The sequence below is a fragment of the Halomonas sp. PBN3 genome (assembly GCF_000475415.1).
GTDB classification, from domain to species: domain Bacteria; phylum Pseudomonadota; class Gammaproteobacteria; order Pseudomonadales; family Halomonadaceae; genus Halomonas; species Halomonas shengliensis.
Genome location: NZ_AXCA01000068.1, coordinates 18,548 through 40,665 on the forward strand (window position 1 = coordinate 18,548; position 22,118 = coordinate 40,665).

20 protein-coding genes and 2 tRNA genes are annotated in these 22,118 nt (G+C 68.7%); 7 read left to right on the forward strand and 15 right to left on the reverse strand.

The window, feature by feature from the left end:
- Nucleotides 1-205 precede the first annotated feature (205 nt).
- The 6 genes from pcnB (at nucleotide 206) to Q673_RS23030 (ending at nucleotide 5,631) form a co-directional block, all read left to right on the forward strand.
- Entirely contained in the window at nucleotides 206-1,615 is a 1,410-nt protein-coding gene (gene pcnB, locus Q673_RS23005) for a polynucleotide adenylyltransferase PcnB (protein ID WP_023005005.1), read from the forward strand.
- A complete protein-coding gene (gene folK, locus Q673_RS23010; protein ID WP_023005006.1) occupies nucleotides 1,612-2,118 on the forward strand; it encodes a 2-amino-4-hydroxy-6-hydroxymethyldihydropteridine diphosphokinase in 507 nt (168 codons plus the stop codon). Before pcnB ends, folK begins: the two co-directional genes overlap by 4 nt.
- Nucleotides 2,119-2,218: 100 nt before the next feature.
- Nucleotides 2,219-3,010, forward strand: a complete 792-nt coding sequence (panB, locus tag Q673_RS23015) for a 3-methyl-2-oxobutanoate hydroxymethyltransferase (RefSeq protein WP_023005007.1) — start codon at nucleotides 2,219-2,221, stop codon at nucleotides 3,008-3,010.
- Between the two features lie 37 nt (nucleotides 3,011-3,047).
- Nucleotides 3,048-3,896, forward strand: coding sequence for a pantoate--beta-alanine ligase (gene panC / locus Q673_RS23020; protein ID WP_023005008.1), 849 nt, complete (start codon nucleotides 3,048-3,050; stop codon nucleotides 3,894-3,896).
- Nucleotides 3,897-3,924: 28 nt separating this feature from the next.
- Nucleotides 3,925-4,305, forward strand: coding sequence for an aspartate 1-decarboxylase (panD, locus tag Q673_RS23025; RefSeq protein WP_023005009.1), 381 nt, complete (start codon nucleotides 3,925-3,927; stop codon nucleotides 4,303-4,305).
- Between the two features lie 150 nt (nucleotides 4,306-4,455).
- The gene (locus tag Q673_RS23030; RefSeq protein ID WP_023005010.1) at nucleotides 4,456-5,631 is read left to right on the forward strand and encodes an acetyl-CoA C-acetyltransferase; all 1,176 of its coding nucleotides are present in this window, start codon (nucleotides 4,456-4,458) and stop codon (nucleotides 5,629-5,631) included.
- A 232-nt stretch (nucleotides 5,632-5,863) separates the two neighbouring features.
- Here the strand turns inward: Q673_RS23030 and pnp are convergent, their stop codons facing one another.
- From pnp to rlmE, 15 genes are all read right to left on the reverse strand, one after another.
- Nucleotides 5,864-7,999: a polyribonucleotide nucleotidyltransferase gene (gene pnp, locus Q673_RS23035; protein WP_023005011.1), complete on the reverse strand. Its 2,136-nt coding sequence runs from the start codon at nucleotides 7,997-7,999 to the stop codon at nucleotides 5,864-5,866.
- A gap of 320 nt (nucleotides 8,000-8,319) precedes the next feature.
- The gene (gene rpsO, locus Q673_RS23040; protein ID WP_023005012.1) at nucleotides 8,320-8,589 is read right to left on the reverse strand and encodes a 30S ribosomal protein S15; all 270 of its coding nucleotides are present in this window, start codon (nucleotides 8,587-8,589) and stop codon (nucleotides 8,320-8,322) included.
- A 76-nt stretch (nucleotides 8,590-8,665) separates the two neighbouring features.
- Nucleotides 8,666-9,583: a tRNA pseudouridine(55) synthase TruB gene (gene truB / locus Q673_RS23045; RefSeq protein WP_023005013.1), complete on the reverse strand. Its 918-nt coding sequence runs from the start codon at nucleotides 9,581-9,583 to the stop codon at nucleotides 8,666-8,668.
- The gene (rbfA, locus tag Q673_RS23050; protein ID WP_023005014.1) at nucleotides 9,583-9,990 is read right to left on the reverse strand and encodes a 30S ribosome-binding factor RbfA; all 408 of its coding nucleotides are present in this window, start codon (nucleotides 9,988-9,990) and stop codon (nucleotides 9,583-9,585) included. The genes truB and rbfA overlap by 1 nt, the downstream gene beginning before the upstream one ends.
- Nucleotides 9,991-10,006: 16 nt before the next feature.
- Nucleotides 10,007-12,529 (reverse strand): translation initiation factor IF-2, encoded by a 2,523-nt coding sequence (gene infB / locus Q673_RS23055; protein WP_031217656.1) that lies wholly within the window; start codon nucleotides 12,527-12,529, stop codon nucleotides 10,007-10,009.
- A gap of 116 nt (nucleotides 12,530-12,645) precedes the next feature.
- On the reverse strand, nucleotides 12,646-14,139 hold the full coding sequence (gene nusA / locus Q673_RS23060) for a transcription termination factor NusA (protein WP_023005016.1): 1,494 nt from the start codon (nucleotides 14,137-14,139) through the stop codon (nucleotides 12,646-12,648).
- Between the two features lie 82 nt (nucleotides 14,140-14,221).
- On the reverse strand, nucleotides 14,222-14,683 hold the full coding sequence (gene rimP, locus Q673_RS23065) for a ribosome maturation factor RimP (protein ID WP_031217657.1): 462 nt from the start codon (nucleotides 14,681-14,683) through the stop codon (nucleotides 14,222-14,224).
- A 247-nt stretch (nucleotides 14,684-14,930) separates the two neighbouring features.
- A tRNA-Met gene (locus Q673_RS23070) sits at nucleotides 14,931-15,007 on the reverse strand.
- A gap of 123 nt (nucleotides 15,008-15,130) precedes the next feature.
- A tRNA-Leu gene (locus tag Q673_RS23075) sits at nucleotides 15,131-15,217 on the reverse strand.
- Between the two features lie 32 nt (nucleotides 15,218-15,249).
- Nucleotides 15,250-15,612: a preprotein translocase subunit SecG gene (gene secG / locus Q673_RS23080; RefSeq protein ID WP_023005018.1), complete on the reverse strand. Its 363-nt coding sequence runs from the start codon at nucleotides 15,610-15,612 to the stop codon at nucleotides 15,250-15,252.
- 4 nt (nucleotides 15,613-15,616) lie between these two features.
- Nucleotides 15,617-16,366, reverse strand: coding sequence for a triose-phosphate isomerase (tpiA, locus tag Q673_RS23085; RefSeq protein ID WP_023005019.1), 750 nt, complete (start codon nucleotides 16,364-16,366; stop codon nucleotides 15,617-15,619).
- 75 nt (nucleotides 16,367-16,441) lie between these two features.
- Complete coding sequence (gene glmM / locus Q673_RS23090) at nucleotides 16,442-17,800, reverse strand: phosphoglucosamine mutase (protein ID WP_023005020.1); 1,359 nt, start codon at nucleotides 17,798-17,800, stop codon at nucleotides 16,442-16,444.
- The gene (folP, locus tag Q673_RS23095) at nucleotides 17,800-18,651 is read right to left on the reverse strand and encodes a dihydropteroate synthase (RefSeq protein WP_023005021.1); all 852 of its coding nucleotides are present in this window, start codon (nucleotides 18,649-18,651) and stop codon (nucleotides 17,800-17,802) included. The genes glmM and folP overlap by 1 nt, the downstream gene beginning before the upstream one ends.
- Before the next feature lie 87 nt (nucleotides 18,652-18,738).
- Nucleotides 18,739-20,721, reverse strand: a complete 1,983-nt coding sequence (gene ftsH, locus Q673_RS23100) for an ATP-dependent zinc metalloprotease FtsH (RefSeq protein ID WP_023005022.1) — start codon at nucleotides 20,719-20,721, stop codon at nucleotides 18,739-18,741.
- Between the two features lie 192 nt (nucleotides 20,722-20,913).
- The gene (gene rlmE, locus Q673_RS23105; RefSeq protein ID WP_023005023.1) at nucleotides 20,914-21,591 is read right to left on the reverse strand and encodes a 23S rRNA (uridine(2552)-2'-O)-methyltransferase RlmE; all 678 of its coding nucleotides are present in this window, start codon (nucleotides 21,589-21,591) and stop codon (nucleotides 20,914-20,916) included.
- Nucleotides 21,592-21,756: 165 nt separating this feature from the next.
- On the opposite strand from rlmE, the gene yhbY reads away from it, so the two are divergent.
- Nucleotides 21,757-22,083, forward strand: a complete 327-nt coding sequence (gene yhbY / locus Q673_RS23110; protein WP_023005024.1) for a ribosome assembly RNA-binding protein YhbY — start codon at nucleotides 21,757-21,759, stop codon at nucleotides 22,081-22,083.
- Nucleotides 22,084-22,118 lie beyond the last annotated feature (35 nt).

Consider the following 22,118-nt stretch of genomic DNA (forward strand, 5'->3'; position numbering starts at 1 on the left):
TTCAAGGCGATGTGCCATCACGAAGAAGAACCAGCAGCACGGACGCTGCCACACTGCTTGAGGGGGAGGCCATCCGGCCTCCCCCTTCTACGTCTGGCGACCGGACGGCAAGGGCCGGCCGCTATGCAAGCCCCCGGGGGTCCGCTACACTCACGGCCCTACGCTTGTCACGAGCTTTTTCCGCCCTGCGAGTCGATATCGCCGCATGTTCAAAGGATTTACCCGTTTTCTGCAGAGTCCCGGCGAGAGCCTGAAGTCGCTGTTCGGCACCGAGGCTGCCGCCGGCCTGCCCGAGGTGCGCATCATCCCCCGCCAGGAGCACCCGGTCTCGCGCCAGCACTTCAGCGACGCCGCCCTCAAGGTGCTCTACCGGCTCCACAACGCCGGCTTCGAGGCCTACCTGGTCGGCGGCTGCATCCGCGACTCCCTGCTGGGGCGCATGCCCAAGGACTTCGACGTGGCCACCGATGCCACGCCCGAGGAGGTCAAGGACCTGTTCCGCAACTCGCGGATCATCGGCCGCCGCTTCCGCATCGTCCACGTGCGCTTCGGCCGCGAGGTGATCGAGGTCACCACCTTCCGCGGCAAGCCGAGCGACGACCACGCCGACCACATCGCCCAGCAGTCCGACGACGGCCTGCTGCTACGCGACAACGTCTGGGGCAACATCCAGGAAGATGCCCTGCGCCGTGACTTCACCATCAACGCCCTCTACTACAGCATCGCCGACTTCTCGATCCACGACTTCGCCGACGGCGTGCGTGATATCGAGGCGCGCACCCTGCGCCTGATCGGCGACCCGGCGACCCGCTACCGCGAAGACCCGGTGCGCATGCTGCGCGCCGTGCGCTTCGCCGCCAAGCTCGACTTCCACCTCGCCCCGGACACCGAGGCGCCCATCGGCGAGCTCGCCCCGCTGCTGCTGCAGATCCCTCCGGCGCGGCTGTTCGACGAGGTGCTCAAGCTGTTCATGGGCGGCCACGGCGTCGAGACCTTCCGCCTGCTGCGCCACTACGGCCTGTTCGCGATGCTCTTCCCCGAGGCCGCCGAGGCGATGGACGAGCTGCCCTGGGCCGAGCGCCTGGTGGAGGAGGCGCTGGCCAGCACCGACCGGCGCATCCACGAGGAGCGCCCGGTCACCCCGGCCTTCCTGTTCGCCGCCCTGCTCTGGGCGCCGGTGGTGCAGCGCCAGGCCGAGCAGGAGGCCAGGGGCCTGCCGCCGATCCCCGCGCTGCAGGCCGCCTCCCAGCAGGTGGTCTCGCGCCAGCTCCAGCATGTCGCTATCCCCAAGCGCTTCAGTCTGCCCATGCGCGACATCTGGGACCTCCAGCAGCGCCTGCCGCTGCGCCGTGGCCGCCGCGTCTTCCAGACCCGCGAGCACCCGCGCTTCCGCGCCGCCTACGACATGCTGCTGCTGCGCGAGGCCGCCGGCGAGATCGCCCCCGGCCTCGGCGACTGGTGGACCGCCTTCCAGGACGCCGACGAGCACGAGCAGGCCCGGCTGCTGGACAAGGTCGGCGCGCATCCCGCCGGCAGCGGCAAGCCCGGACGCAAGAAGCGCCGGCGGCGCCGCAAGCCCCGCCGCGACAACGGTGGCGGCAGCCCCGACGCATGAGCCTGCACCGCGCCTGGGTTGGCCTGGGCAGCAATCTCGGGGCGCCCGAGGCGCAGGTCATCCAGGCCCTCGACGCCCTCGACCGCCTGCCGCTGACCCGCCGCCGGGTCGCCTCGGGGCTCTACGCCAGCCGTCCCGTCGGCCCCCAGGACCAGCCCGACTTCATCAACGCCGTGGCCTGCCTGGAGACCCGCCTCTCGCCGCTGGCACTGCTCGACCAGCTGCAGGCCCTGGAGCAGCGCCATCGCCGGGTCCGCGGCCGGCGCTGGGGCCCCCGCACCCTCGACCTGGATCTGCTACTGTTCAATGACAGCCGTCTCGCGCTGCCGCGCCTGACCCTGCCGCACCCGGAGATGGCCCGCCGCGCCTTCGTGGTGGTGCCGCTGCTGGCGGTGGCGCCCGAGCTCAGGCTCCCGGACGGCCGCCGCCTGGCCGACCTGGAGGCGGCGCGCCCCGCCCCGGGGACGCTGCGAGTGTTACCGAGCGAGCACCAGGCTCGATAAAGTGTTACCCATCGACACAGCAAGGCGAATCGGGTAACAATCGCGGGTCAGACGGGCCGGTCCAGCCCGGGTCCCGACGCCACAACCGAGAGAGCACGCCATGAAACCCGTCACCCTGAGCACGCTGCAGGCCTTCAAGCGCGCCGGTGAGACCTTCAGCTGCCTGACCGCCTACGACGCCTCCTTCGCCCGGGCCGCCAGCGAGGCCGGCATCGAGGTGCTGCTGGTGGGCGACTCCCTGGGCATGGTCCTCCAGGGCCACGCCAGCACCCTGCCGGTCACCCTCGAGGAGATCTGCTACCACACCCGCTGTGTCGCCCGCGGCAAGGGGGCGAGCCTGCTGATGGTCGACCTGCCCTTCATGGGCAACGCCAGCACCGAGCGGCTGCTGGAGAACGCCGGCGAGCTGATGCGCGCCGGCGCCGAGCTGGTCAAGGTGGAGGGCGAGGCGTGGATGGCCGACGGCATCCGCGAGCTGACCCGCCGCGGGGTGCCGGTATGCGCCCACCTCGGCCTGACCCCGCAGACCGTCTACCAGCTGGGGGGCTACAAGGTGCAGGGCCGCGAGGCCGAGCGCGCCGGCCAGATCCTCGAGGACGCCCGCACCCTGGTCGAGGCCGGCGCCTCGGTGATCCTGCTGGAGTGCGTGCCGGCAAGCCTGGGCCGCGCCATCAGCGAGGCCCTGGAGGTGCCGGTGATCGGCATCGGCGCCGGGCCCGACACCGACGGCCAGATATTGGTCATGCACGACGTGCTCGATGTCACCCCCGGGCGCAAGCCGCGCTTCGTGAAGAACTTCATGGCCGAGGCCGAGGACATCCACGGCGCCTTCCGTCGCTACCACGAGGACGTCAAGGCTCGGCGCTTCCCCGCCGAGGAGCACTGTTTCTGACCGCGGTTCGACGACCGCTTCCAGCCGGAACTTCGCCATGCGTACCCTGAGAGAGATTCCCGCCCTGCGCGAGGCGCTGGGCGACGCCCGTCGGCGCGGCGACCGCATCGCCCTGGTGCCCACCATGGGCAACCTACACGACGGCCACCTGGCGCTGGTCGCCGCCGCCCGCGAGCGGGCGGAGGTGGTGATCGCCACCATCTTCGTCAACCCGCTGCAGTTCGGCGCGGGGGAGGACCTCGACGCCTACCCGCGCACCCTGGAGGATGACCAGGCGCGGCTCGAGGCGGCCGGCTGCGACCTGCTGTTCGCCCCCGATACCGCCACCGTCTACCCCCGCGGCCTCGACGCCCAGACCCGCATCGTGGTCCCCGAGGTCACCGAGGGGCTGTGCGGCGCCTCGCGACCGGGCCACTTCGACGGCGTCTCCACGGTGGTGGGCATGCTCTTCAACCTGGTGCAGCCCGACCTCGCCTGCTTCGGCGAGAAGGACTACCAGCAGCTGGCGGTGATCCGCCGCATGGTGGCCGACCTGCACTTCCCCATCGAGATCGTCGGCGTGCCCATCGTGCGCGCCGAGGATGGCCTGGCGCTCTCCTCGCGCAACGGCTACCTGAGCCCCGAGCAGCGCGCCACCGCACCCGAGCTCCATCGCACGCTGTGCGCGCTGCGCGACGCCCTGGCGGGCGGCGCCGAGGTCGCCCCGACCCTCGTGGAGGGCCTCGCGCGCCTGCGCCAGGCCGGCTTCACGCCGGACTACCTGGAGCTGCGCGCCGCCGACCTGGGGCCGGTCACCGCCACCACCCGCGAGGCGGTGCTGCTGGCCGCCGCACGCCTCGGCCCCACCCGACTGATCGACAACCTCACGCTGACCCTGCCGCGCTGACGCGGCCCACCCGGAGGACCCTGCCCCGATGTACACCATCATGCTCAAGGCCAAGCTGCACATGGCCCGCGTCACCCATGCCGTGCTCAACTACGAGGGCTCCTGCGCCATCGACGGCGAGCTGCTCGACATGGCCGGCATCCGCGAGAACGAGCAGATCCAGATCTACAACGTCGAGAACGGCCAGCGCTTCACCACCTATGCCATCCGCGCCGAGGAGGGCTCGAAGGTGATCTCGGTGAACGGCGCCGCCGCCCACCTGGCCAGCGAAGGCCAGCGTGTGATCATCTGCAGCTACGCCCACTACAGCGACGCCGAGCTCGACAGCCACCAGCCGGCCCTGGTCTACCTCCAGGAAGGCAACGTGGTCAGCCACACCAGTCACGCCATCCCCGTCCAGATGGCCTGATCCCCGCCGCCCTCACGGCCCGTACCACCAATGGCCGTTATCCAGGCATTGCCGCTGCGCACAAGAGTCCCCTATGCTGAGAGACCCCGGTCGTGTCCGGCAGTCGCGACAAGGCCGCAAGCCCGTCTTTCCAGCGAGGAGAGTGCTCCCATGCAAGAAGTGGTAATCGTTGCCGCCCGCCGCACCGCCGTCGGCGCCTTCGGCGGCTCCCTGGCCGGCATCCCCGCCAGCGACCTGGGCGCCCTGGTGATCAAGAATATCCTGGCCTCCACCGGCGTCGCCGGCGATCAGGTGGACGAGGTGCTGCTCGGCCAGGTGCTCACCGCCGGGGTCGGCCAGAACCCGGCTCGCCAGGCGGCCATCAAGGCCGGCCTGCCCGACGCGGTGCCGGCCATGACCATCAACAAGGTGTGCGGCTCCGGCCTCAAGGCGCTCCACCTGGCCACCCAGGCGATCCGCTGCGGCGACGCCGAGCTGATCATCGCCGGCGGCCAGGAGAACATGTCCGCCTCGCCCCACGTGCTGCCCAACTCCCGCAACGGCCAGCGCATGGGCGACTGGAAGGCGGTGGACTCCATGGTCCACGACGGTCTGTGGGATGCCTTCAACAACTACCACATGGGCATCACCGCCGAGAACCTGGCGGAGAAGTACGGCATCACCCGCGAGGCGATGGACGAGTTCGCCGCCGGCTCCCAGCAGAAGGCCGCCGCCGCCATCAAGGAAGGCCGCTTCAAGGGCCAGATCGTCCCGGTGGAGATTCCCCAGCGCAAGGGCGACCCGGTGGTGTTCGACACCGACGAGAACCCCCGCGAGGTGACCGCCGAGAAGCTCTCCGGCATGCGCCCGGCCTTCAAGAAGGACGGCAGCGTCACCGCCGGCAACGCCTCCTCCATCAACGACGGCGCCGCCGTGGTGATGCTGTGCACCGCCGAGAAGGCCAAGGCCCTGGGCCTGGAGCCCCTGGCGCGCATCGCCGCCTACTCCAACGCCGGCGTCGACCCGAGCATCATGGGCATCGGCCCCGCCCCGGCCACCCGCCGCTGCCTGGAGAAGGCCGGCTGGAGCCTGGACGACCTCGACCTGATCGAGGCCAACGAGGCCTTCGCCGCCCAGGCGCTCTCCGTCAACAAGGAGCTCGGCTGGGATGTCAGCAAGGTCAACGTCAACGGCGGTGCCATCGCCATCGGCCACCCCATCGGTGCCTCCGGCTGCCGCATCCTGGTGACCCTGGTGCACGAGATGATCGCCCGGGACGCCAAGAAGGGCCTGGCGACGCTGTGCATCGGCGGCGGGCAGGGGGTGGCGCTCGCCATCGAGCGCTGAGGAAACACTGATTCATTGCTGCGCTCGATATCCTGACCGCCGGCGGTGCTCGGAATCCTCATGTAGCGAGCTACACTCCGGTTCCTGCGCTCCGGCGACGATCAGCCTCTCATCGCTCGCGACATGAATCAGCGCCTCCTCTAAGCCAGAAATAAAGAACCGCCCCCGCAGCCATGCTGCGGGGGCGGTTTTCCTTGCGCCTTGGCGCTTGCGGCTCGCCGAAGGCGGTCGGTTACAGCTCCGGCTCGGCGGCCTCTTCGGCCTCGAATGCCGCCTTCTCTTCCGGGGTGATCTCCTTGATGGTCAGCTTCACCCGGTTGCGGTTGTCGATGTCGAGCACCTTGACGATGGGCTCGTCGCCCTCGTTGAGGAAGTCGCGCACGTCGTTGACCCGCTCCGGCACGATCTGGGAGATGTGCACCAGGCCGTCGGTGCCGGGCATGATGTTGACGAAGGCGCCGAAGTCGGCGATGCGCACCACCTTGCCGCGGTAGAGCTTGCCGATCTCGGGCTCGGCGGTGATCGCCAGCACGGTGTCGATGGCCGCCTTGGCCGCCTTCTTGTCCTCGGCGTAGATGCGCACGGTGCCGTCGTCGTCGAGGTCGATGGAGGCGCCGGTGTCCTCGCAGATCTTACGGATGGTGGCGCCGCCCTTGCCGATGACATCGCGGATCTTGTCCGGGTCGATCTTGATGGTGGCCATGGAGGGCGCGTTCTCGGAGACCTCGGCGCGACTCTGGGCGATCACCGCGTTCATCTGCTCGAGGATGTTCAGGCGCGCCTCGAGGGCCTGCTGCAGCGCCTGCTCCATGATCTCCTCGTTGATGCCCTCGATCTTGATGTCCATCTGCAGGGCGGTGACGCCCTCGGCGCTGCCGGCCACCTTGAAGTCCATGTCGCCGAGGTGGTCCTCGTCGCCGAGGATATCGGTGAGCACGGCGAAGCCGTCGTCATCCTTGACCAGGCCCATGGCGATGCCCGCCACCGGGGCCTTCATCGGCACGCCGGCGTCCATCAGCGCCAGCGAGGAACCGCACACCGAGGCCATGGAGCTGGAGCCATTGGACTCGGTGATCTCGGAGACCACGCGGATGGTATAGGGGAACTCCGCCTCGTCCGGCAGCATCGCCTGCACACCGCGGCGCGCCAGGCGACCATGGCCGATCTCGCGACGCTTGGGGCCGCCCATGAAGCCGGCCTCGCCCACGCTGTAGGGGGGGAAGTTGTAGTGCAGCAGGAAGCGGTCCTTGCGCTCCCCCTCCAGCGACTCGATCAGCTGGGAGTCGCGCAGGGTGCCCAGGGTCGCCACCACGATGGCCTGGGTCTCGCCGCGGGTGAAGATCGCCGAGCCATGGGTCTTGGGCAGGGTGCCCACCTCGATGGAGAGCGGACGCACGGTCTTGTGGTCGCGGCCGTCGATGCGCGGCTCGCCCTTGACCACCCGGGAGCGCACCACCCGCTTCTCGAGGCCGGCGAAGGCGCCCTTGACCTCGTCGGCGTCGAACTTGCCCTCCTCCTCGCCGGCGAGCTGCTCGACGGCCTGCTCCTTGAGGGCGGAGAGGGCATCCTGACGCGCCATCTTGTCGGTGATACGGTAGGCCTCGCCGACCTTCGCCTCGAAGCCCTCGGCCATGGCGGCCTTGAGCGCGGCGTTCTCGGCGGCAGGCTGCCAGTCCCACCTGGGCTTGCCCGCCTCGGCGGCCAGTTCATTGATGGCCTGGATCGCCACCTGCATCTCCTGGTGGCCGTAGAGCACGGCGCCGAGCATCTCGTCCTCGAGCAGCTCCTTGGCCTCGGACTCCACCATCAGCACCGCCTTCTCGGTGCCGGCCACCACCATGTTGAGCTCGGAGCTGACCAGCTCCTCCACGGTGGGGTTGAGGAAGTAGCCCTTCTCCTCGTCGAAGCCGACGCGGGCGGCACCGATGGGGCCGTTGAAGGGCACGCCGGAGATCGCCAGGGCGGCGGAGGTACCGAGCATGGCGGCGATGTCCGGATCATGGTTGCGATCGGCGGAGAGCACCGAGCAGATGATCTGGACCTCGTTCATGAACCCCTTGGGGAACAGCGGGCGGATCGGGCGGTCGATCAGCCGCGAGGTGAGGGTCTCCTTCTCGGTGGGACGCCCCTCGCGCTTGAAGAAGCCGCCGGGAATCTTGCCGACTGCGTAGGTCTTCTCCTGGTAGTGGACGGAGAGCGGGAAGAACGGCTGGTTGGGGTTGGCCTCTTTCCTCGCCACCACGGTGCACAGCACCACGGTGTCGTCCATGGTGACCATCACGGCACCGGTGGCCTGGCGGGCGATGCGCCCGGTTTCCAGGGTGACGGTGCTGCGACCGTACTGAAATGTCTTCTTGACCGGATTCACGGCGACTTCCTTCGATATCTACTTTTCTGTGTTTGGGTCGTTTCGACTCGGCGACCATTTTAGGGGTTGACGCGCCCCGCGGCCACCGGATGGCGACATTTCCGCCCACCAGACGCAAAACGGGCAGCCCCCTGAGGGAGCTACCCGTTTCGAAAAAGCTGAAGAAAAGGAGGATTTCGCGTTACGAGCGCTGAGAGGCTGGTCGCCGCCGGCGCGCAGGAACCGGAGTGTAGCTCGCTACATTGAGGATACGACCGGGCCGGCGCACCGGCACCGCCGGCGGCCTGGATATCGAGCGCAGTAGCGAATTACCCTTTTCTTTAGCGACGCAGGCCCAGACGCTGGATCAGTGCCTGATAGCGCTCGAAGTCCTTGCGCTTCAGGTAGTCCAGCAGCTTGCGGCGCTGGTTGACCATACGGATCAGGCCACGACGGGAGTGGTGATCCTGCTTGTTGGTCTTGAAGTGATCCTGCAGGCCATCGATGTTGGCGCTCAGCAGGGCCACCTGAACCTCGGGGGAACCGGTGTCGTTGTCGCCACGGCCGAATTCGCTGACGATTGCGGCCTTCTGTTCGGCTGTCAGTGCCATCTGTCTCTCCAGTAAGCAATATGCCTGAATGATGAATGGATGAGACCACGCATATTTGCAGTCTCGGCGTTGCTCCCTAGTCGGCTGCGGTGCTCAGCAGCCGTTTCGGCGCCACCTCCTGTGGCGCCGTCACCACGCCGAGGCCCAGGAAGGCCCCGTCGCGGTAGAGTCTTGGCGTCTCGCCCGGCGCCAGGTCGGCGGTGTCGACGCCGGCCCGCTGGCCGTGGGTGAGCCGCTGCGCCGCCGGGGCATCGACCTCGAGGCGCGGCAGGTGCGCCACCAGCACGTCCACCGGCAGCAGCACGGCCTCCCGGGCGGCCTGGTCGGGCAGGCCCTCCAGCGCCTCGCGGGTCAGCATGCCCTCGGCGGTGAAGGGCCCGGTGGCCAGGCGGCGCAGCATGCTGATATGCCCGCCGCTGCCCAGCGCCCGGGCGATGTCCTCGGCCAGGGTGCGCACATAGGTGCCCTTGCTGACCGTCACCTCGAGCTCGAAGGCGTCGCCCGCAAAGGCGAGAAGCCGAGCATCATACACCGTCACGCGCCGGGCTGCACGCTCGATCGAGCGGCCCTCCCGGGCCAGCTCGTAGAGCTTGCGGCCCTGGTGCTTGAGCGCCGAGTACATCGGCGGCACCTGGTCGATCTCGCCGCGAAAGCGCTCGAGCACGCCCTCGACGTCGGCCGCGGTCAGCGCCGGCACCGGGAGGCGCTCGATCACCTCGCCCTCGGCATCGCCGGTGTCGGTCACCGCCCCCAGCTCGACCCGGGTGCGGTAGGTCTTGTCCGAGGCCAGCAGGTGGGCCGAGAACTTGGTGGCCTCGCCGAAGCACACCGGCAAGAGCCCGGTGGCCATGGGGTCCAGGGTCCCGGTGTGGCCCGCCTTCTGCGCCTGGAACAGGCGCCGGGCGCGCTGCAGGGCGTGGTTGCTGGAGAGGCCCCGGGGCTTGTCCAGCAGCAGCACCCCGTCGACCGGCAGGCCGCGACGCCGGCGTGCCATCAGTCTCGCTCGCCCTCATCGTCGCTCCCCGCGTCATCGGCGTGGCGGGCGCGATCGCTCTGCACCGCCTCGTCGATCAGCGAGGAGAGGCGCTGGCCGCGCACCACGCTCTCGTCGTAGTGGAAGCGCAGCTCCGGCACGTGGCGCAGCTTGATGCGCCGGGCGACCTGCCCGCGCAGGAAGCCCGCCGCCTGCTTGAGAACCTTGAGGTTCTCCCGGATGCGCTCGGGGCTGTCCTCGCCGAGCAGGGTCACATGGACATCGGCGTAGCCGAGGTCGCGGCTGACCTCGACGCCGCTCACCGTGACCATGCCCAGGCGCGGGTCCTTGACCTCGCGCTGGATGAGCACCGCCAGCTCCTTCTGGAGCTGGTCGGCTACCCGGTCGGTCCGCTTGAACTCGCGCATGCTAGGCTCCTGGCGCTCAGAGCGTCCGCTCGACCTTGACCTGGTCGAAGACCTCGATCTTGTCGCCGACCTGGACGTCGTTGTAGTTCTTCACACCGATGCCGCACTCCATGCCGTTGCGCACTTCCTGGACATCGTCCTTGAAGCGGCGCAGCGACTCGAGCTCGCCCTCGTAGATGACCACGTTGTCGCGCAGCACGCGGATCTTCTTGTTGCGGAAGACGGTGCCCTCGACCACCATGCAGCCCGCCACGGCGCCGATCTTGGGCGCGCGGAAGACGTCGCGGACCTCGGCCACGCCGACGATCTCCTCCTTCCACTCCGGTGCCAGCATGCCGCTCATCGCCTGCTTGATCTCGTCGATCAGCTGGTAGATGACGCTGTAGTAGCGCAGGTCGAGGCCTTCGCGCTCGATGATCTCGCGGGCCGCGGCGTCGGCACGCACGTTGAAGCCGATGACGATGGCCTCGGAGGCCAGCGCCAGGTTGGCGTCGGTGCCGGTGATGCCGCCCACGCCCGAGGAGACCACGGAGACCTGCACCTCGTCGGTGGAGAGCTCCTCCAGCGCGCCCTTGATCGCCTCCAGGGAGCCTTGGACATCGGCCTTGAGCACGATGTTGAGCTTGGCGGCCTCCTCCTGGCCCATCTGGCTGAACATGTTCTCCAGCTTGGCCTTCTGCTGGCGGGCCAGGCGCACCTCGCGGTACTTGCCCTGACGGAAGTTGGCGACCTCGCGGGCCTTCTTCTCGTCGGCCACCACCATGAAGTCGTCACCCGCCTCGGGGGTGCCGTCGAGGCCCTGGATCTCCACCGGCATCGCCGGGCCGGCCTCATCGACCTGCTTGCCGAGCTCGTTGGTCAGCGCGCGCACGCGGCCGTAGTGCAGGCCGGCCAGCACGATGTCGCCCTTCTTCAGGGTGCCGTTCTGGACCAGCACGGTGGCCACCGGGCCGCGGCCCTTGTCCAGGCGCGACTCGACCACCACGCCCTTGCCGGGCGCCTCGGGGACGGCCTTGAGCTCGAGCACCTCGGAGACCAGCAGCACCGCCTCGAGCAGCGCGTCGATGCCTTCGCCGGTCTTGGCGGAGACGTGGACGAACTGGGTGTCGCCGCCCCACTCCTCGGAGATGACGCCGTGCTGGGAGAGCTCGTTCTTGACCCGGTCGGGGTCCGCCGAGGGCTTGTCGATCTTGTTGACCGCCACCACCATCGGCACGCCGGCGGCCTTGGAGTGCTCAACGGCCTCGATGGTCTGGGGCATCACGCCGTCGTCGGCGGCCACCACCAGGATGACCACGTCGGTGGCCTTGGCACCGCGGGCACGCATGGCGGTGAAGGCCGCGTGGCCGGGGGTATCCAGGAAGGTGACACCGTGGTCGCCGTTCACCTTGTCGGCGGCGACGTGGTAGGCACCGATGTGCTGGGTGATGCCGCCGGCCTCGCCGGTGGCCACCTTGGCCTGCCGGATGTAGTCGAGCAGCGAGGTCTTGCCGTGGTCGACGTGGCCCATCACGGTGACCACCGGGTCACGCATGAGCTCCTCGCCCTCGTAGGAAATGCTCTCGAGGACTTCCTCCTCCAGCGCATCGTCCTTGACCAGCTTGGGCTTGTGGCCCATTTCCTCGACCACGATGGCCGCCGTGTCCTGGTCGATGGTCTGGTTGATGGTCACCGCCGCGCCCATGGTGAACATGGTCTTGATGACCTCGTTGGCCTTGATCGACATCTTGTCAGCCAGGTCGGCGACGCTGATCGACTCGGGGATCGAGACCTCACGGACGATCGGCTGGGTCGGCTTCTGGAAGCCGTGCTTGCCGCCGCCCTGGCTGCCGCCACCACGGCGACCGCCACGACGCTCGGCGCGCTTGGCCTTCTTGCCGCCACGACGACGCTCCTCGCGATCGCCGCGATCGTCGTCGTCACGCTCGTGACGCCCCTTCTTGGCCGAGGACTTCTTGGGCGGTGCGGTGCGGCGGTCGGTGCGACCCTCCTTGGGCGGCGCCGGCGGCTGCTCGGACGGAGCCGACTCCTCGAGCTCCGGTACCGGGATGTCCGGCACCTCGGCAGCCTTGGCCGCCTCGAGCTTGGCGGCGGCCTCCTGGGCGGCCTCCTCGGCGGCGCGCGCCTTGGCTTCCTCGGCCTCGCGCGCCTCGCGCTTGGCCTCCGCCTCGGCCATGTCGCCCACCAGCTGGCGCGGCCCGTGATCCTGGGCCTGCGGCTCCTCGGCGGGCTTCTCCTCCTCACGCTTGACGTAGGTGCGCTTCTTGCGGACCTGCACCTCGATGGTCTTGCCGCGCTCGCCGGTCTTGATGCGGCTGCGCGTCTTGCGCGTCAGGGTGATGCGGTTCTTCGGCGCGGCCTTCTCGGCGCTGCCGCCATGGCTCTTGGTCAGGTAGTCGAGCAGCTGGCGCTTGTCCTCCTCGGACACCGCGTCGCCCTCGGACTTGTGCCCGAGCCCGGCTTCCTTCATCTGTTCCAGCAGGCGGGGCACGTCGCGGCCCACCTTCGCTGCAAAATCCTTAACGGTCATGTCTGACATGTAGACCCTCCTGAGCCCGTGACCCCAATTCTGTTCGCTTCGAATACTGCCGGTCCGAGCGCCTGGCATCGGACCCCTGTCTGTGCGCGATGCGCCTGGCGCATGTCGCCTTCGAGCTATTCGTCGTCTTCGAACCAGGGCGCACGAGCAGTCATGATCAGTGCCGCGGCGCGCTCCTCGTCCATGCCCTCGATGTCCAGCAGGTCATCGACGGACTGTTCGGCCAGATCCTCCATGGTGACGATCCCGCGGCTGGCCAGGATGAAGGCCAAGTGGCGCTCCATGCCCTCCATCTCCAGCAGGTCGTCGGCCGGCTGGGCGCCGTCCAGTTCCTCCTCGGAGGCGATGGCGAGGTTGAGCAGCTCGTCCTTGGCGCGGGCGCGCAGCTCCTCGATGGTCTCCTCGTCGAACTCCTCGATCTCGAGCATCTCCTCGACCGGGACGTAGGCGATCTCCTCCAGGGTGGTGAAGCCCTCCTCCACCAGCAGCCGGGCGACATCGTCGTCGACGTCCAGGTGCTGCACGAAGTGCTCCACCAGGCTGTCGATCTCCTGGTCGCGCTTGGCCTCGGCCTCGGCCTCGGTCATCACGTTGATGCGCCAGCCGGTGAGCTCGGAGGCCAGGCGCACGTTCTGGCCACTGCGGCCGATGGCCTGGGCCAGGTTGTCCTCGGCAACGGCCACGTCCATGGCGTGGGCATCCTCGTCGACCAGGATGGAGGCGACATCCGCCGGCGCCATGGCGTTGATCACCAGCTGGGCGGGGTTGTCGTCCCACAGCACGATGTCGACGCGCTCGTTCTGCAGCTCCGAGGAGACCGCCTGGACCCGCGAGCCGCGCATCCCCACGCAGGCGCCCACCGGGTCGATGCGGCGGTCGTTGGTCTTGACCGCGATCTTGGCGCGCGAGCCGGGATCGCGGGCGGCCCCCTTGATCTCGATGAGCTGCTCGGCGATCTCCGGCACCTCGATGCTGAACAGCTCGATGATCAGCTCCGGGCAGGTGCGCGAGAGGATCAGCTGGGCGCCGCGGGCCTCCGGGTCGACCTTGATCAGCAGGGCGCGCACCCGCTCGTTCATGCGGTAGCGCTCGCCGGGGATCATCTCGCTGCGCGGCAGGAAGGCCTCGGCGTTGTCGCCCAGGTCGATGATCAGGCCGTCACGGGTGGTCTTCTTGACGATGCCGGCGACCAGCTCGCCCTCGCGGTCGGCGTAGAGGCGCACCACCTCGGCACGCTCCGCCTCGCGCACCTTCTGCACGATCACCTGCTTGGCGGTCTGGGCGGCGATGCGGCCGAAGTCGGCGTTCTCGATGCGCTCCTCGACCACGTCGCCCAGCCCCAGGGGCGGGTCGCGACGCTCGGCGAAGCTGAGCTTGATCTGGTGGTCGGGGCCGTCGAAGTCGTCGTCCTCGACCACCTCCCAGCGGCGGAAGGTCTCGTAGTCCCCGGTGCTGCGATCGATGTGCACCCGCACGCTGGCTTCCTCGTCCTCGAAGCGCTTGCGTGACGCGCTGGCCAAGGCCGCCTCGACGGCCTCGAAGATCACCTCGCGGGGAACCCCCTTCTCGTTGGAGATCGCGTCGACGACCGCCAGAATCTCTTTACTCATGCCTTTGCCTCGCCAGAAAACCTGTCCTCGTGCCGATGCTCGAAACGCCACCCCTGCGGGGCTCGCTCCCTGAGCCGCGGTGCTAATCCTCGAAATGCGGTACCACCCGGGCCTGATCGATGCTGTCGACGGGGAAGCAGTACTCCTCGCCGTCGAGCTGCAGCAGCACCTCGTCGCCCTCCACGCCGGCCAGCAGGCCCTGGAACTTGCGCCGCCCCTCGAAGGGCACACGCAGCTTCAGCGCCACCTCGTGGCCACGGTAGCGGGAGAAGTGATCGAGGGTGTAGAGCGGACGATCCATCCCCGGGGAGGAGACCTCCAGGCGGTACTCGCCATGGATCGGGTCCTCTACGTCGAGCAGGGCGCTCACCTGGCGGCTGATGTCCGCGCAGTCGTCGACGTTGACGCCATCGGGGTGATCGATGTAGATCACCAGGCGCGAGTGTTTGCCCTGAGAGAGATGGTCGATGCCCCACAGCTCGAAGCCCATGGCGGTCACCACGGGTTCGACAAGAGCATGTAGTGCAGCATCCTTGGTCGCCACGGAATAGACTCCTACAGCCGTTGCATCAGGCACCTGGCCGGGAGTGAACAGGGAAGTCAGGTGGCTGATTGGCATTGCCCGGAACAGTGCCCCGGCGCCTGGCGCCCTGGGCAAGCTGCTAACAAAAAGCCCCTTCACAGGAAGGGGCTTTCACATAAAACCTGTAGACCACTCCGGCCGAACTGGCTGCCCCTTCGTTCTTCGATGCCGGCTCGTTAACCGGGATCGAAAGGCACCTGCCGGAAGATGGTAGCGGGGGCCGGATTCGAACCGACGACCTTCGGGTTATGAGCCCGACGAGCTACCAGACTGCTCCACCCCGCATCAATCTAGGTCGGTGATTTTATGCGCACCCGACGCTGTCGTCAAGCGGCAACCACCGCGTTGCCAATCCTGCTTCTGAAGGCTCGCCGACGCCGGTGGTCTCGGGCGCCGCGAAGAATCAGATGGTGCCGAAGGCGGGACTTGAACCCGCACGGCCGTAAGGCCACTACCCCCTCAAGATAGCGTGTCTACCAATTCCACCACTTCGGCATCAGGGGAGGCTGGACACTGCGCAGCGACGCTTACTGCTCGTCGCTGCCCTCCAGCACTGGCGCAGCATTATCCATACTCGAGCCCTCGTCGTCAAGGGTCGGCACGTTATTCTGCTGTTCGATCAGGCGCGCATCGGGAATGCCCGCCTCGGGCGCCTCGCCGGCCTGGCTGGCGAACCAGGCCAGGGCCAGGGAGGTGGCGAAGAAGGCGGCCGCCAGCAGGCCGGTGGCCTTGGAGAGGAAGCCGCCGCTGCCGCGGGAACCGAACACGGTCTGGGAGGCACCGCCGCCGAAGGCGGCGCCAGCCTCGGCGCCCTTGCCCTGCTGCAGCAGGATCAGGACGACCAGGGCGATGGCGATCGCCACGTGGATCATGAGAATGGCAACTTGCATGGAATCAACCTGCTGACTGACAGATGGCTAGGAAATCGTCGACCTTGAGCGAGGCACCGCCCACCAGGCCGCCGTCGATATCGGGTTGGGCAAGCAGCTCCGCCGCGTTACCCGCGTTCATGCTGCCGCCGTAGAGCAGCCTCAGGCCTGCCGCCAGGTCGCGGTCGAAACCGGCCTGGTAGGCGCGGATGGCGGCCATCACCTCCTGGGCCTGCTCCGGCGTGGCGGTGCGCCCGGTGCCGATGGCCCACACCGGCTCGTAGGCGATGACCACGCGGGCGCGCTGGGCCGGCTCGAGGCGGGCCATGACATGCCCCACCTGACGCAGCACCACCTCGCGGGTGCGGCCGGCGTCGCGTTCCTCGAGGGTCTCGCCCACGCAGAGCACCGGCGTCATGTCGACGCTCAGCGCCGCGAGCAGGCGATCATAGACCTGCTCGTCGCTCTCGCGATAGAGCTGGCGACGCTCCGAGTGGCCCACCAGCGCATACTGGACGCCGAACTCGCGTAGCATCCCCCCGCTGACCTCGCCGGTATGCGCCCCCGAGTGGAGCGGGTTGAGGGTCTGGGCCCCCAGGCGGATCCGGGTCTCGGCGAACTCGCGGCGCGCCGCCTCCAGGTAGGGGAAGGGTGGGAAGATCGCCACCTCGAGGTCGCCGGGCAGCTCGGCCTCGGCGAAGGCGCGGCCGAAGGACGCCACCAGCTCGGCAGAACCGTTCATCTTCCAGTTGCCGGCGATCAGCGGGGTACGCATGGGATGCCCTCTTTCAAGGTGGAGCGAAATGGTATAGGAGAGGCCCTGTCAAGACAACCGGCCGGCCCACCGCCCCTATCCCTCGAGCAGCGCCTCGACGCGCTCGGCCAGGCGCCGCGCCAGGCCGTCCACGTCCAGGTGCGGACGCCCTTCCACCATCACCCGGATCAGCGGCTCGGTGCCGGACGGGCGCAGCAGCACCCGCCCCTCCTCGCCGAGCTCGGCCTCGACCTCGCTCACCGTCTCCCGGAGCGCCGGCATCGCCATCACCGCCCGGGCGTCGCTGCCCGGGGTGAGACGCACGTTGACCAGCGCCTGGGGCGCCTTCTCCAGCCCCGCCAGCAGGCGGCTCAGCGGCTTCTCCTCGCGCACCATGATCGCCAGTACCTGCAGCGCCGAGACGATGCCGTCGCCGGTGGTCTGGACATGGCCACAGACGATATGGCCGGAGGACTCGCCACCCAGCTGCCAGCCGTTGGCGGCCAGGCGCTCCATCACGTAGCGGTCGCCCACCTTGGCGCGCTCGAAGGGCACGTCCATCGCCTCGAGTGCCGCGGCGAGGCCGAAGTTGGACATCAGGGTGCCCACCACGCCGCCACCCAGCTCGCCGCGGACCTGGCGGTCCCGGGCGATCAGGTAGAGGATGTCGTCGCCATCGATCTCGCGGCCTTCGCTGTCCACCAGCAGCACCCGGTCACCGTCGCCGTCGAAGGCCACGCCGAGGTCGGCGCCCTGCTGGATCACCGCGGCGCGCAGCGCCGCCGGGTGGGTCGAGCCCACCTCGTGGTTGATGTTGAGGCCGTCGGGGCTGGCCCCGATCAGGCTGACCTCGGCGCCCAGCTCGCGGAACACGCTGGGGGCGATGTGGTAGGTGGCGCCGTGGGCGCAGTCGAGCACCACCTTGAGGCCGCCGAGGCTGACCCGATCGGGGATGGTGGACTTGCAGAACTCGATGTAGCGGCCGGGGGCGTCGTCGATTCGTGCCGCCTTGCCCAGCCTGTCGGGGGCCACGGTGGCCAGCGGCTCGTCGAGCATCGCCTCGATCTCGGCCTCCACGTCATCGCCGAGCTTGGCGCCGGCGCTGGAGAAGAACTTGATGCCGTTGTCGGCGAAGGGGTTGTGCGAGGCGGAGATGACGATGCCGGCGTCGGCGCGGAAGGTGCGCGTCAGGTAGGCGATGCCCGGGGTCGGCATGGGGCCGAGCAGGGCCACGTCGACGCCGGCCGCGGAGAGCCCCGCCTCCAGCGCCGACTCGAACATGTAGCCGGAGATGCGGGTGTCCTTGCCGATCAGCACCCGGTGGCGGCGCTTGGGGTTGCGCGCCGCCAGCACGCGGCCGGTGGCCCAGCCCAGCTTGAGCATGAAGTCGGCGGTGATGGGCGGCTCGCCCACGGTGCCGCGGATCCCGTCGGTTCCGAAATAGCGTCGTGTCATCAGCAACCTTCCTTGAGTACGGCCCAGGTCATGTTCACCGCGTCCACGGTGGGGGCCACGTCATGGACGCGCAGGATGCGGGCGCCGCGCTCCACGGCCAGGGTCGACAGCGCCAGGCCGCCGGGCAGGCGCTCCTCCACCGGGCGCTCCAGCACCTTGCCGATCATGCTCTTGCGCGACATCCCCACCAGCAGCGGCAGCTCGAGCTCGGTGAGGCGCTTCATGCGATGGAGCAGGCGCAGGTTGTGCTCCACGGTCTTGCCGAAGCCGAAGCCCGGGTCGAGCAGCAGGCGCTCGCGACGCAGGCCGGCGGCCTCGCACTCGGCGACCCGGGAGGCGAGGTAGCCGGCCACCGCCTCCTCGATGGGCTCATCATAGCGGGGCGAGTGCTGCATGTCGCGAGGCTCCCCCTGGCGGTGCATCAGACACACGGGAAGCCCCGTACCGATCGCCGCGGCCAGGGCGCCGTCGCGCTCCAGGGAGCGCACGTCGTTGATCATCCCCGCGCCGAGGGCGGCCGACTCGCGAATCACCTCGGGGCAGCTGGTATCCACCGAGACCAGGGCATCCAGCTCGCGCACCAGCGCCTCCACCACCGGCGCCACGCGCTCGAGCTCCTCGTCCGCGGAGACCGGGTCGGCGCCGGGGCGGGTCGACTCGCCGCCGACGTCGATGATCGTCGCGCCCTCGGCGAGCATGCGCTCGGCATGGCGCAGGGCGTCATCCAGCACCACATGACGGCCGCCGTCGGAGAAGGAGTCGGGGGTGACGTTGAGGATCCCCATGACGCGGGGGAAGGAGAGGTCGAGCCGGTGTCGGCCGCACATCAGGGTAGAGGGATGGGGAGTCATCGTCGCTCGTGTGGTTGGCAGGAACAAGGGGCCACAATGGCGAAGGCGCCCCCGCGGGGGCGCCTGGCGTCAGGTGATACGGCGAGCTCAGGAGCCGGCGGGGCCGCCCAGCGGGTCGGAGGGGCGGCGACGTGGCTCCTCGTCGTCGTCCGGGTCGCCGTCGACCGGCTCCGAAGTGTCGGCGTCGCTCACCGGCTCGGGCTCGCTGCCGCCGGTGGGTGCACCGCCGCCGGGGTCATCCCAGCCCTCCGGCGGGCGTGGCTCGCGCCCCTCCATGATGTCCTTGAGCTGGGTGGAGTCGATGGTCTCGTACTTCATCAGCGCCTCGGCCATGGCGTCGAGCTTGTCGCGGTTCTCCTCGAGGATGACCCGCGCCTTCTCGTAGCACTCGTCGATGACCTTGCGCACCTCCTTGTCGAGCTTGGAGATGGTCTCGCCGGACTTGAGCTTGCCGCCGCCCTGGCCCGGGCCGCCGAGGAACTGGTGGGACTCGTCCTCGTCGTACATGATCGGGCCCATCTCCTCGGAGAGGCCCCACTTGGCGACCATGTTGTGGGCCAGCTCGGTGGCGCGCTTGATGTCGTTGGAGGCTCCGGTGGTCACGCCATTCGGCCCCAGGGTCATCTCCTCGGCGATGCGGCCGCCGAACAGCGAGCAGATCTGGCTGATGATCTGCTGGCGCGACAGGCTGTAGCGGTCTTGCTCGGGCAGGAACATGGTCACGCCCAGGGCACGGCCGCGGGGGATGATGGTGACCTTGTAGACCGGGTCGTGCTCCGGCATCACCAGGCCGATGATGGCGTGGCCCGACTCGTGGTAGGCGGTGTTGAGCTTCTCCTTCTCGGTCATAACCATGGAGCGGCGCTCGGCGCCCATCATGATCTTGTCCTTGGCCAGCTCCAGCTCCTCCATGCCCACCAGGCGCTTGTTGCGCCGCGCGGCGAACAGCGCCGCCTCGTTGACCAGGTTGGCCAGGTCGGCGCCGGAGAAGCCCGGGGTGCCGCGGGCGATCAGCGACGGCTTGACGTCGTCGGCCAGCGGCACCTTGCGCAGGTGCACGTTGAGGATGTGCTCGCGGCCGCGGATGTCGGGCAGCGGCACCACCACCTGGCGGTCGAAGCGGCCGGGGCGCAGCAGCGCCGGGTCGAGGACGTCCGGGCGGTTGGTGGCGGCGATCACGATGATGCCCTCGTTGGCCTCGAAGCCATCCATCTCCACCAGCAGCTGGTTGAGGGTCTGCTCGCGCTCGTCGTTGCCGCCGCCCATACCGACCCCGCGGGAGCGGCCCACGGCATCGATCTCGTCGATGAAGATGATGCAGGGCGCCTGCTTCTTGGCCTGCTCGAACATGTCACGCACGCGGGAGGCGCCCACGCCGACGAACATCTCGACGAAGTCGGAGCCGGAGATCGAGAAGAACGGCACCTTGGCCTCGCCGGCGATGGACTTGGCGAGCAGCGTCTTACCGGTACCCGGGGGACCCACCATCAGCACGCCGCGAGGAATGGTGCCGCCCAGGCGCTGGAACTTGGTGGGGTCGCGCAGGAAGTCGACCAGCTCCTCGACCTCCTCCTTGGCCTCGTCGCAGCCGGCGACGTCGGCGAAGGTGGTCTTGATCTGATCCTGGGAGAGCAGCTTGGCCTTGGACTTGCCGAAGCTCATGGGCCCGCCCTTGCCGGCGCCACCGCCCTGCATCTGGCGCATGAAGAACATGAAGATGGCCAGGATCAGCAGGATCGGGAAGCTGGCGATCAGCAGGCGCATCCACAGGCTCTGCTGCTCGGGCTCCTTGCCCACCACGGTGACGTTGTTGGAGAGCAGGTCGTCCATCAGCTTGGGATCCTCCGCCGCGGGGCGGATGGTCTGGAACTGGGAGCCGTCGGTGCGCTCACCGCTGATGGTGTAGCCATCGATGGTGACGCTACGTACCTGCTGGTTCTGCACCTGCTGGACGAACTGGGAGTAGCTCATCGCCTGGGGTGAGCTGTCGACGCTGAAGTTGTTGAACACCGTCAGCAGCACCGCCGCGATGACCAACCACAGGATCAGGTTCTTCGCCATGTCGTTCAAGGGACTACCCTCAATATCTGAAATCTGTCGGCCGCCTGGGCCTGGCACCTTGGACACTACAGGAGCCGGCCGCGTTCGGCCACCGCCCGCCGGGCAGATCACCGCAGCAGACACTCTGGCACACCACGCTCGGCGCTGTCCGCCCATCGCCCTGGTAGGCCAGGGCTATCACGGCCATGCTGCGCCGTCGACTCAACCGCGGAAGCCCTGTGCCAGCAGGTAGACCTCGCGGGAGCGCGCCCGCGACGCGCCGGGCTTGCGGGTCACCACCCGCGTGAAGGCGCTGCGCAGCGCCTTGAGATAGTCGTCGAAACCCTCGCCCTGGAACACCTTGGCCAGGAAGCTGCCGCCGGGGCGCAGGGTCTGGCCGGCCAGGTCCAGCGCCAGCTCCACCAGGTACATCGCCTGGGGCTGGTCGATGGCGGCCATGCCACTCATGTTGGGGGCCATATCGGACATCACCAGGTCCACCGGGCGCTCGCCGAGCACATCGAGGATCGCCGCAAGCACGCTTTCCTCGGTGAAGTCGCCCTGGATGAAGTCGACGCCAGCCAGGGCGTCCATCTCGAGGATGTCGGAGGCGATCACCACCCCCTCGGGGCCGACCTTCTCCGCTGCCACTTGGCTCCAGCCGCCGGGGGCCGCGCCGAGATCGATCACCGTCATGCCGGGCTTGAAGAGGCGATCCTTGTCGTCCAGCTCCAGCAGCTTGTAGCTGGCCCGCGAGCGATAGCCCTCCTGCCAGGAGCGCTGCACGTACGGGTCGTCGAAGTGCTCCTTCAGCCAGCCCTTGCTGGTCTTGCTGGAGGGACTGGACTTGCCGGCGGAGCGCCTGGCGTCATCGGGAGACGGGTTGCGGGAACGAGCCACGGCATCACCTGGGGTGGAACGGGAACGAACGGGGCGAGAGCGGGGTGCCGGGGGGTATGCCTCGACCGAGGCGACCTGCGCAGATGTCGCGCCGATGGCTTTTCCGACGCGGCGTTTTCCGCGTACCATGGGCGGCTGCGCGCAACCGGGAAGACGCAAGATACCATGAGCTTGTCACAGGCACAAAAGAAAGCATTCCGCAGCATCGGCCACCACCTCAACCCGGTGGTCACGGTCTCCGAGAACGGCATCTCCGAGGGCGTGCTCGCCGAGCTCGAGCGGGCCCTGGCCGACCATGAGCTGATCAAGGTGAAGCTCGCCCTGCCGGAGCGCGACGACCGCGGCGCCATGCTCGACGAGCTGGTCACCGCCAGCGGCGCCGAGCTGGTCCAGAAGATCGGCAAGATGGCGCTGCTCTACCGCAGAAACCCCCGGGCCAACCCGAAGCTCTCCAACGTGCAGCGCTTCGAGGGGCATCACGGGCGGCACTGACCGCACTTCGCGCGAGGAGCAAGGAGCAAGGAGCA

Excerpts from the sequence above, each read along its gene's own strand:
- folK (WP_023005006.1), top strand. The coding sequence starts at position 1,612 with ATGAGCCTGCACCGCGCCTGGGTTGGCCTGGGCAGCAATCTCGGGGCG.
- infB (WP_031217656.1), bottom strand. The coding sequence starts at position 12,529 with ATGTCAGACATGACCGTTAAGGATTTTGCAGCGAAGGTGGGCCGCGAC.
- panD (WP_023005009.1), top strand. The coding sequence starts at position 3,925 with ATGTACACCATCATGCTCAAGGCCAAGCTGCACATGGCCCGCGTCACC.
- truB (WP_023005013.1), bottom strand. The coding sequence starts at position 9,583 with ATGGCACGCCGGCGTCGCGGCCTGCCGGTCGACGGGGTGCTGCTGCTG.
- nusA (WP_023005016.1), bottom strand. The coding sequence starts at position 14,139 with ATGAGTAAAGAGATTCTGGCGGTCGTCGACGCGATCTCCAACGAGAAG.
- tpiA (WP_023005019.1), bottom strand. The coding sequence starts at position 16,366 with ATGCGTACCCCGCTGATCGCCGGCAACTGGAAGATGAACGGTTCTGCC.
- pcnB (WP_023005005.1), top strand. The coding sequence starts at position 206 with ATGTTCAAAGGATTTACCCGTTTTCTGCAGAGTCCCGGCGAGAGCCTG.
- rpsO (WP_023005012.1), bottom strand. The coding sequence starts at position 8,589 with ATGGCACTGACAGCCGAACAGAAGGCCGCAATCGTCAGCGAATTCGGC.
- secG (WP_023005018.1), bottom strand. The coding sequence starts at position 15,612 with ATGCAAGTTGCCATTCTCATGATCCACGTGGCGATCGCCATCGCCCTG.
- glmM (WP_023005020.1), bottom strand. The coding sequence starts at position 17,800 with ATGACACGACGCTATTTCGGAACCGACGGGATCCGCGGCACCGTGGGC.
- panC (WP_023005008.1), top strand. The coding sequence starts at position 3,048 with ATGCGTACCCTGAGAGAGATTCCCGCCCTGCGCGAGGCGCTGGGCGAC.
- Q673_RS23030 (WP_023005010.1), top strand. The coding sequence starts at position 4,456 with ATGCAAGAAGTGGTAATCGTTGCCGCCCGCCGCACCGCCGTCGGCGCC.
- folP (WP_023005021.1), bottom strand. The coding sequence starts at position 18,651 with ATGACTCCCCATCCCTCTACCCTGATGTGCGGCCGACACCGGCTCGAC.
- yhbY (WP_023005024.1), top strand. The coding sequence starts at position 21,757 with ATGAGCTTGTCACAGGCACAAAAGAAAGCATTCCGCAGCATCGGCCAC.
- rbfA (WP_023005014.1), bottom strand. The coding sequence starts at position 9,990 with ATGCGCGAGTTCAAGCGGACCGACCGGGTAGCCGACCAGCTCCAGAAG.
- panB (WP_023005007.1), top strand. The coding sequence starts at position 2,219 with ATGAAACCCGTCACCCTGAGCACGCTGCAGGCCTTCAAGCGCGCCGGT.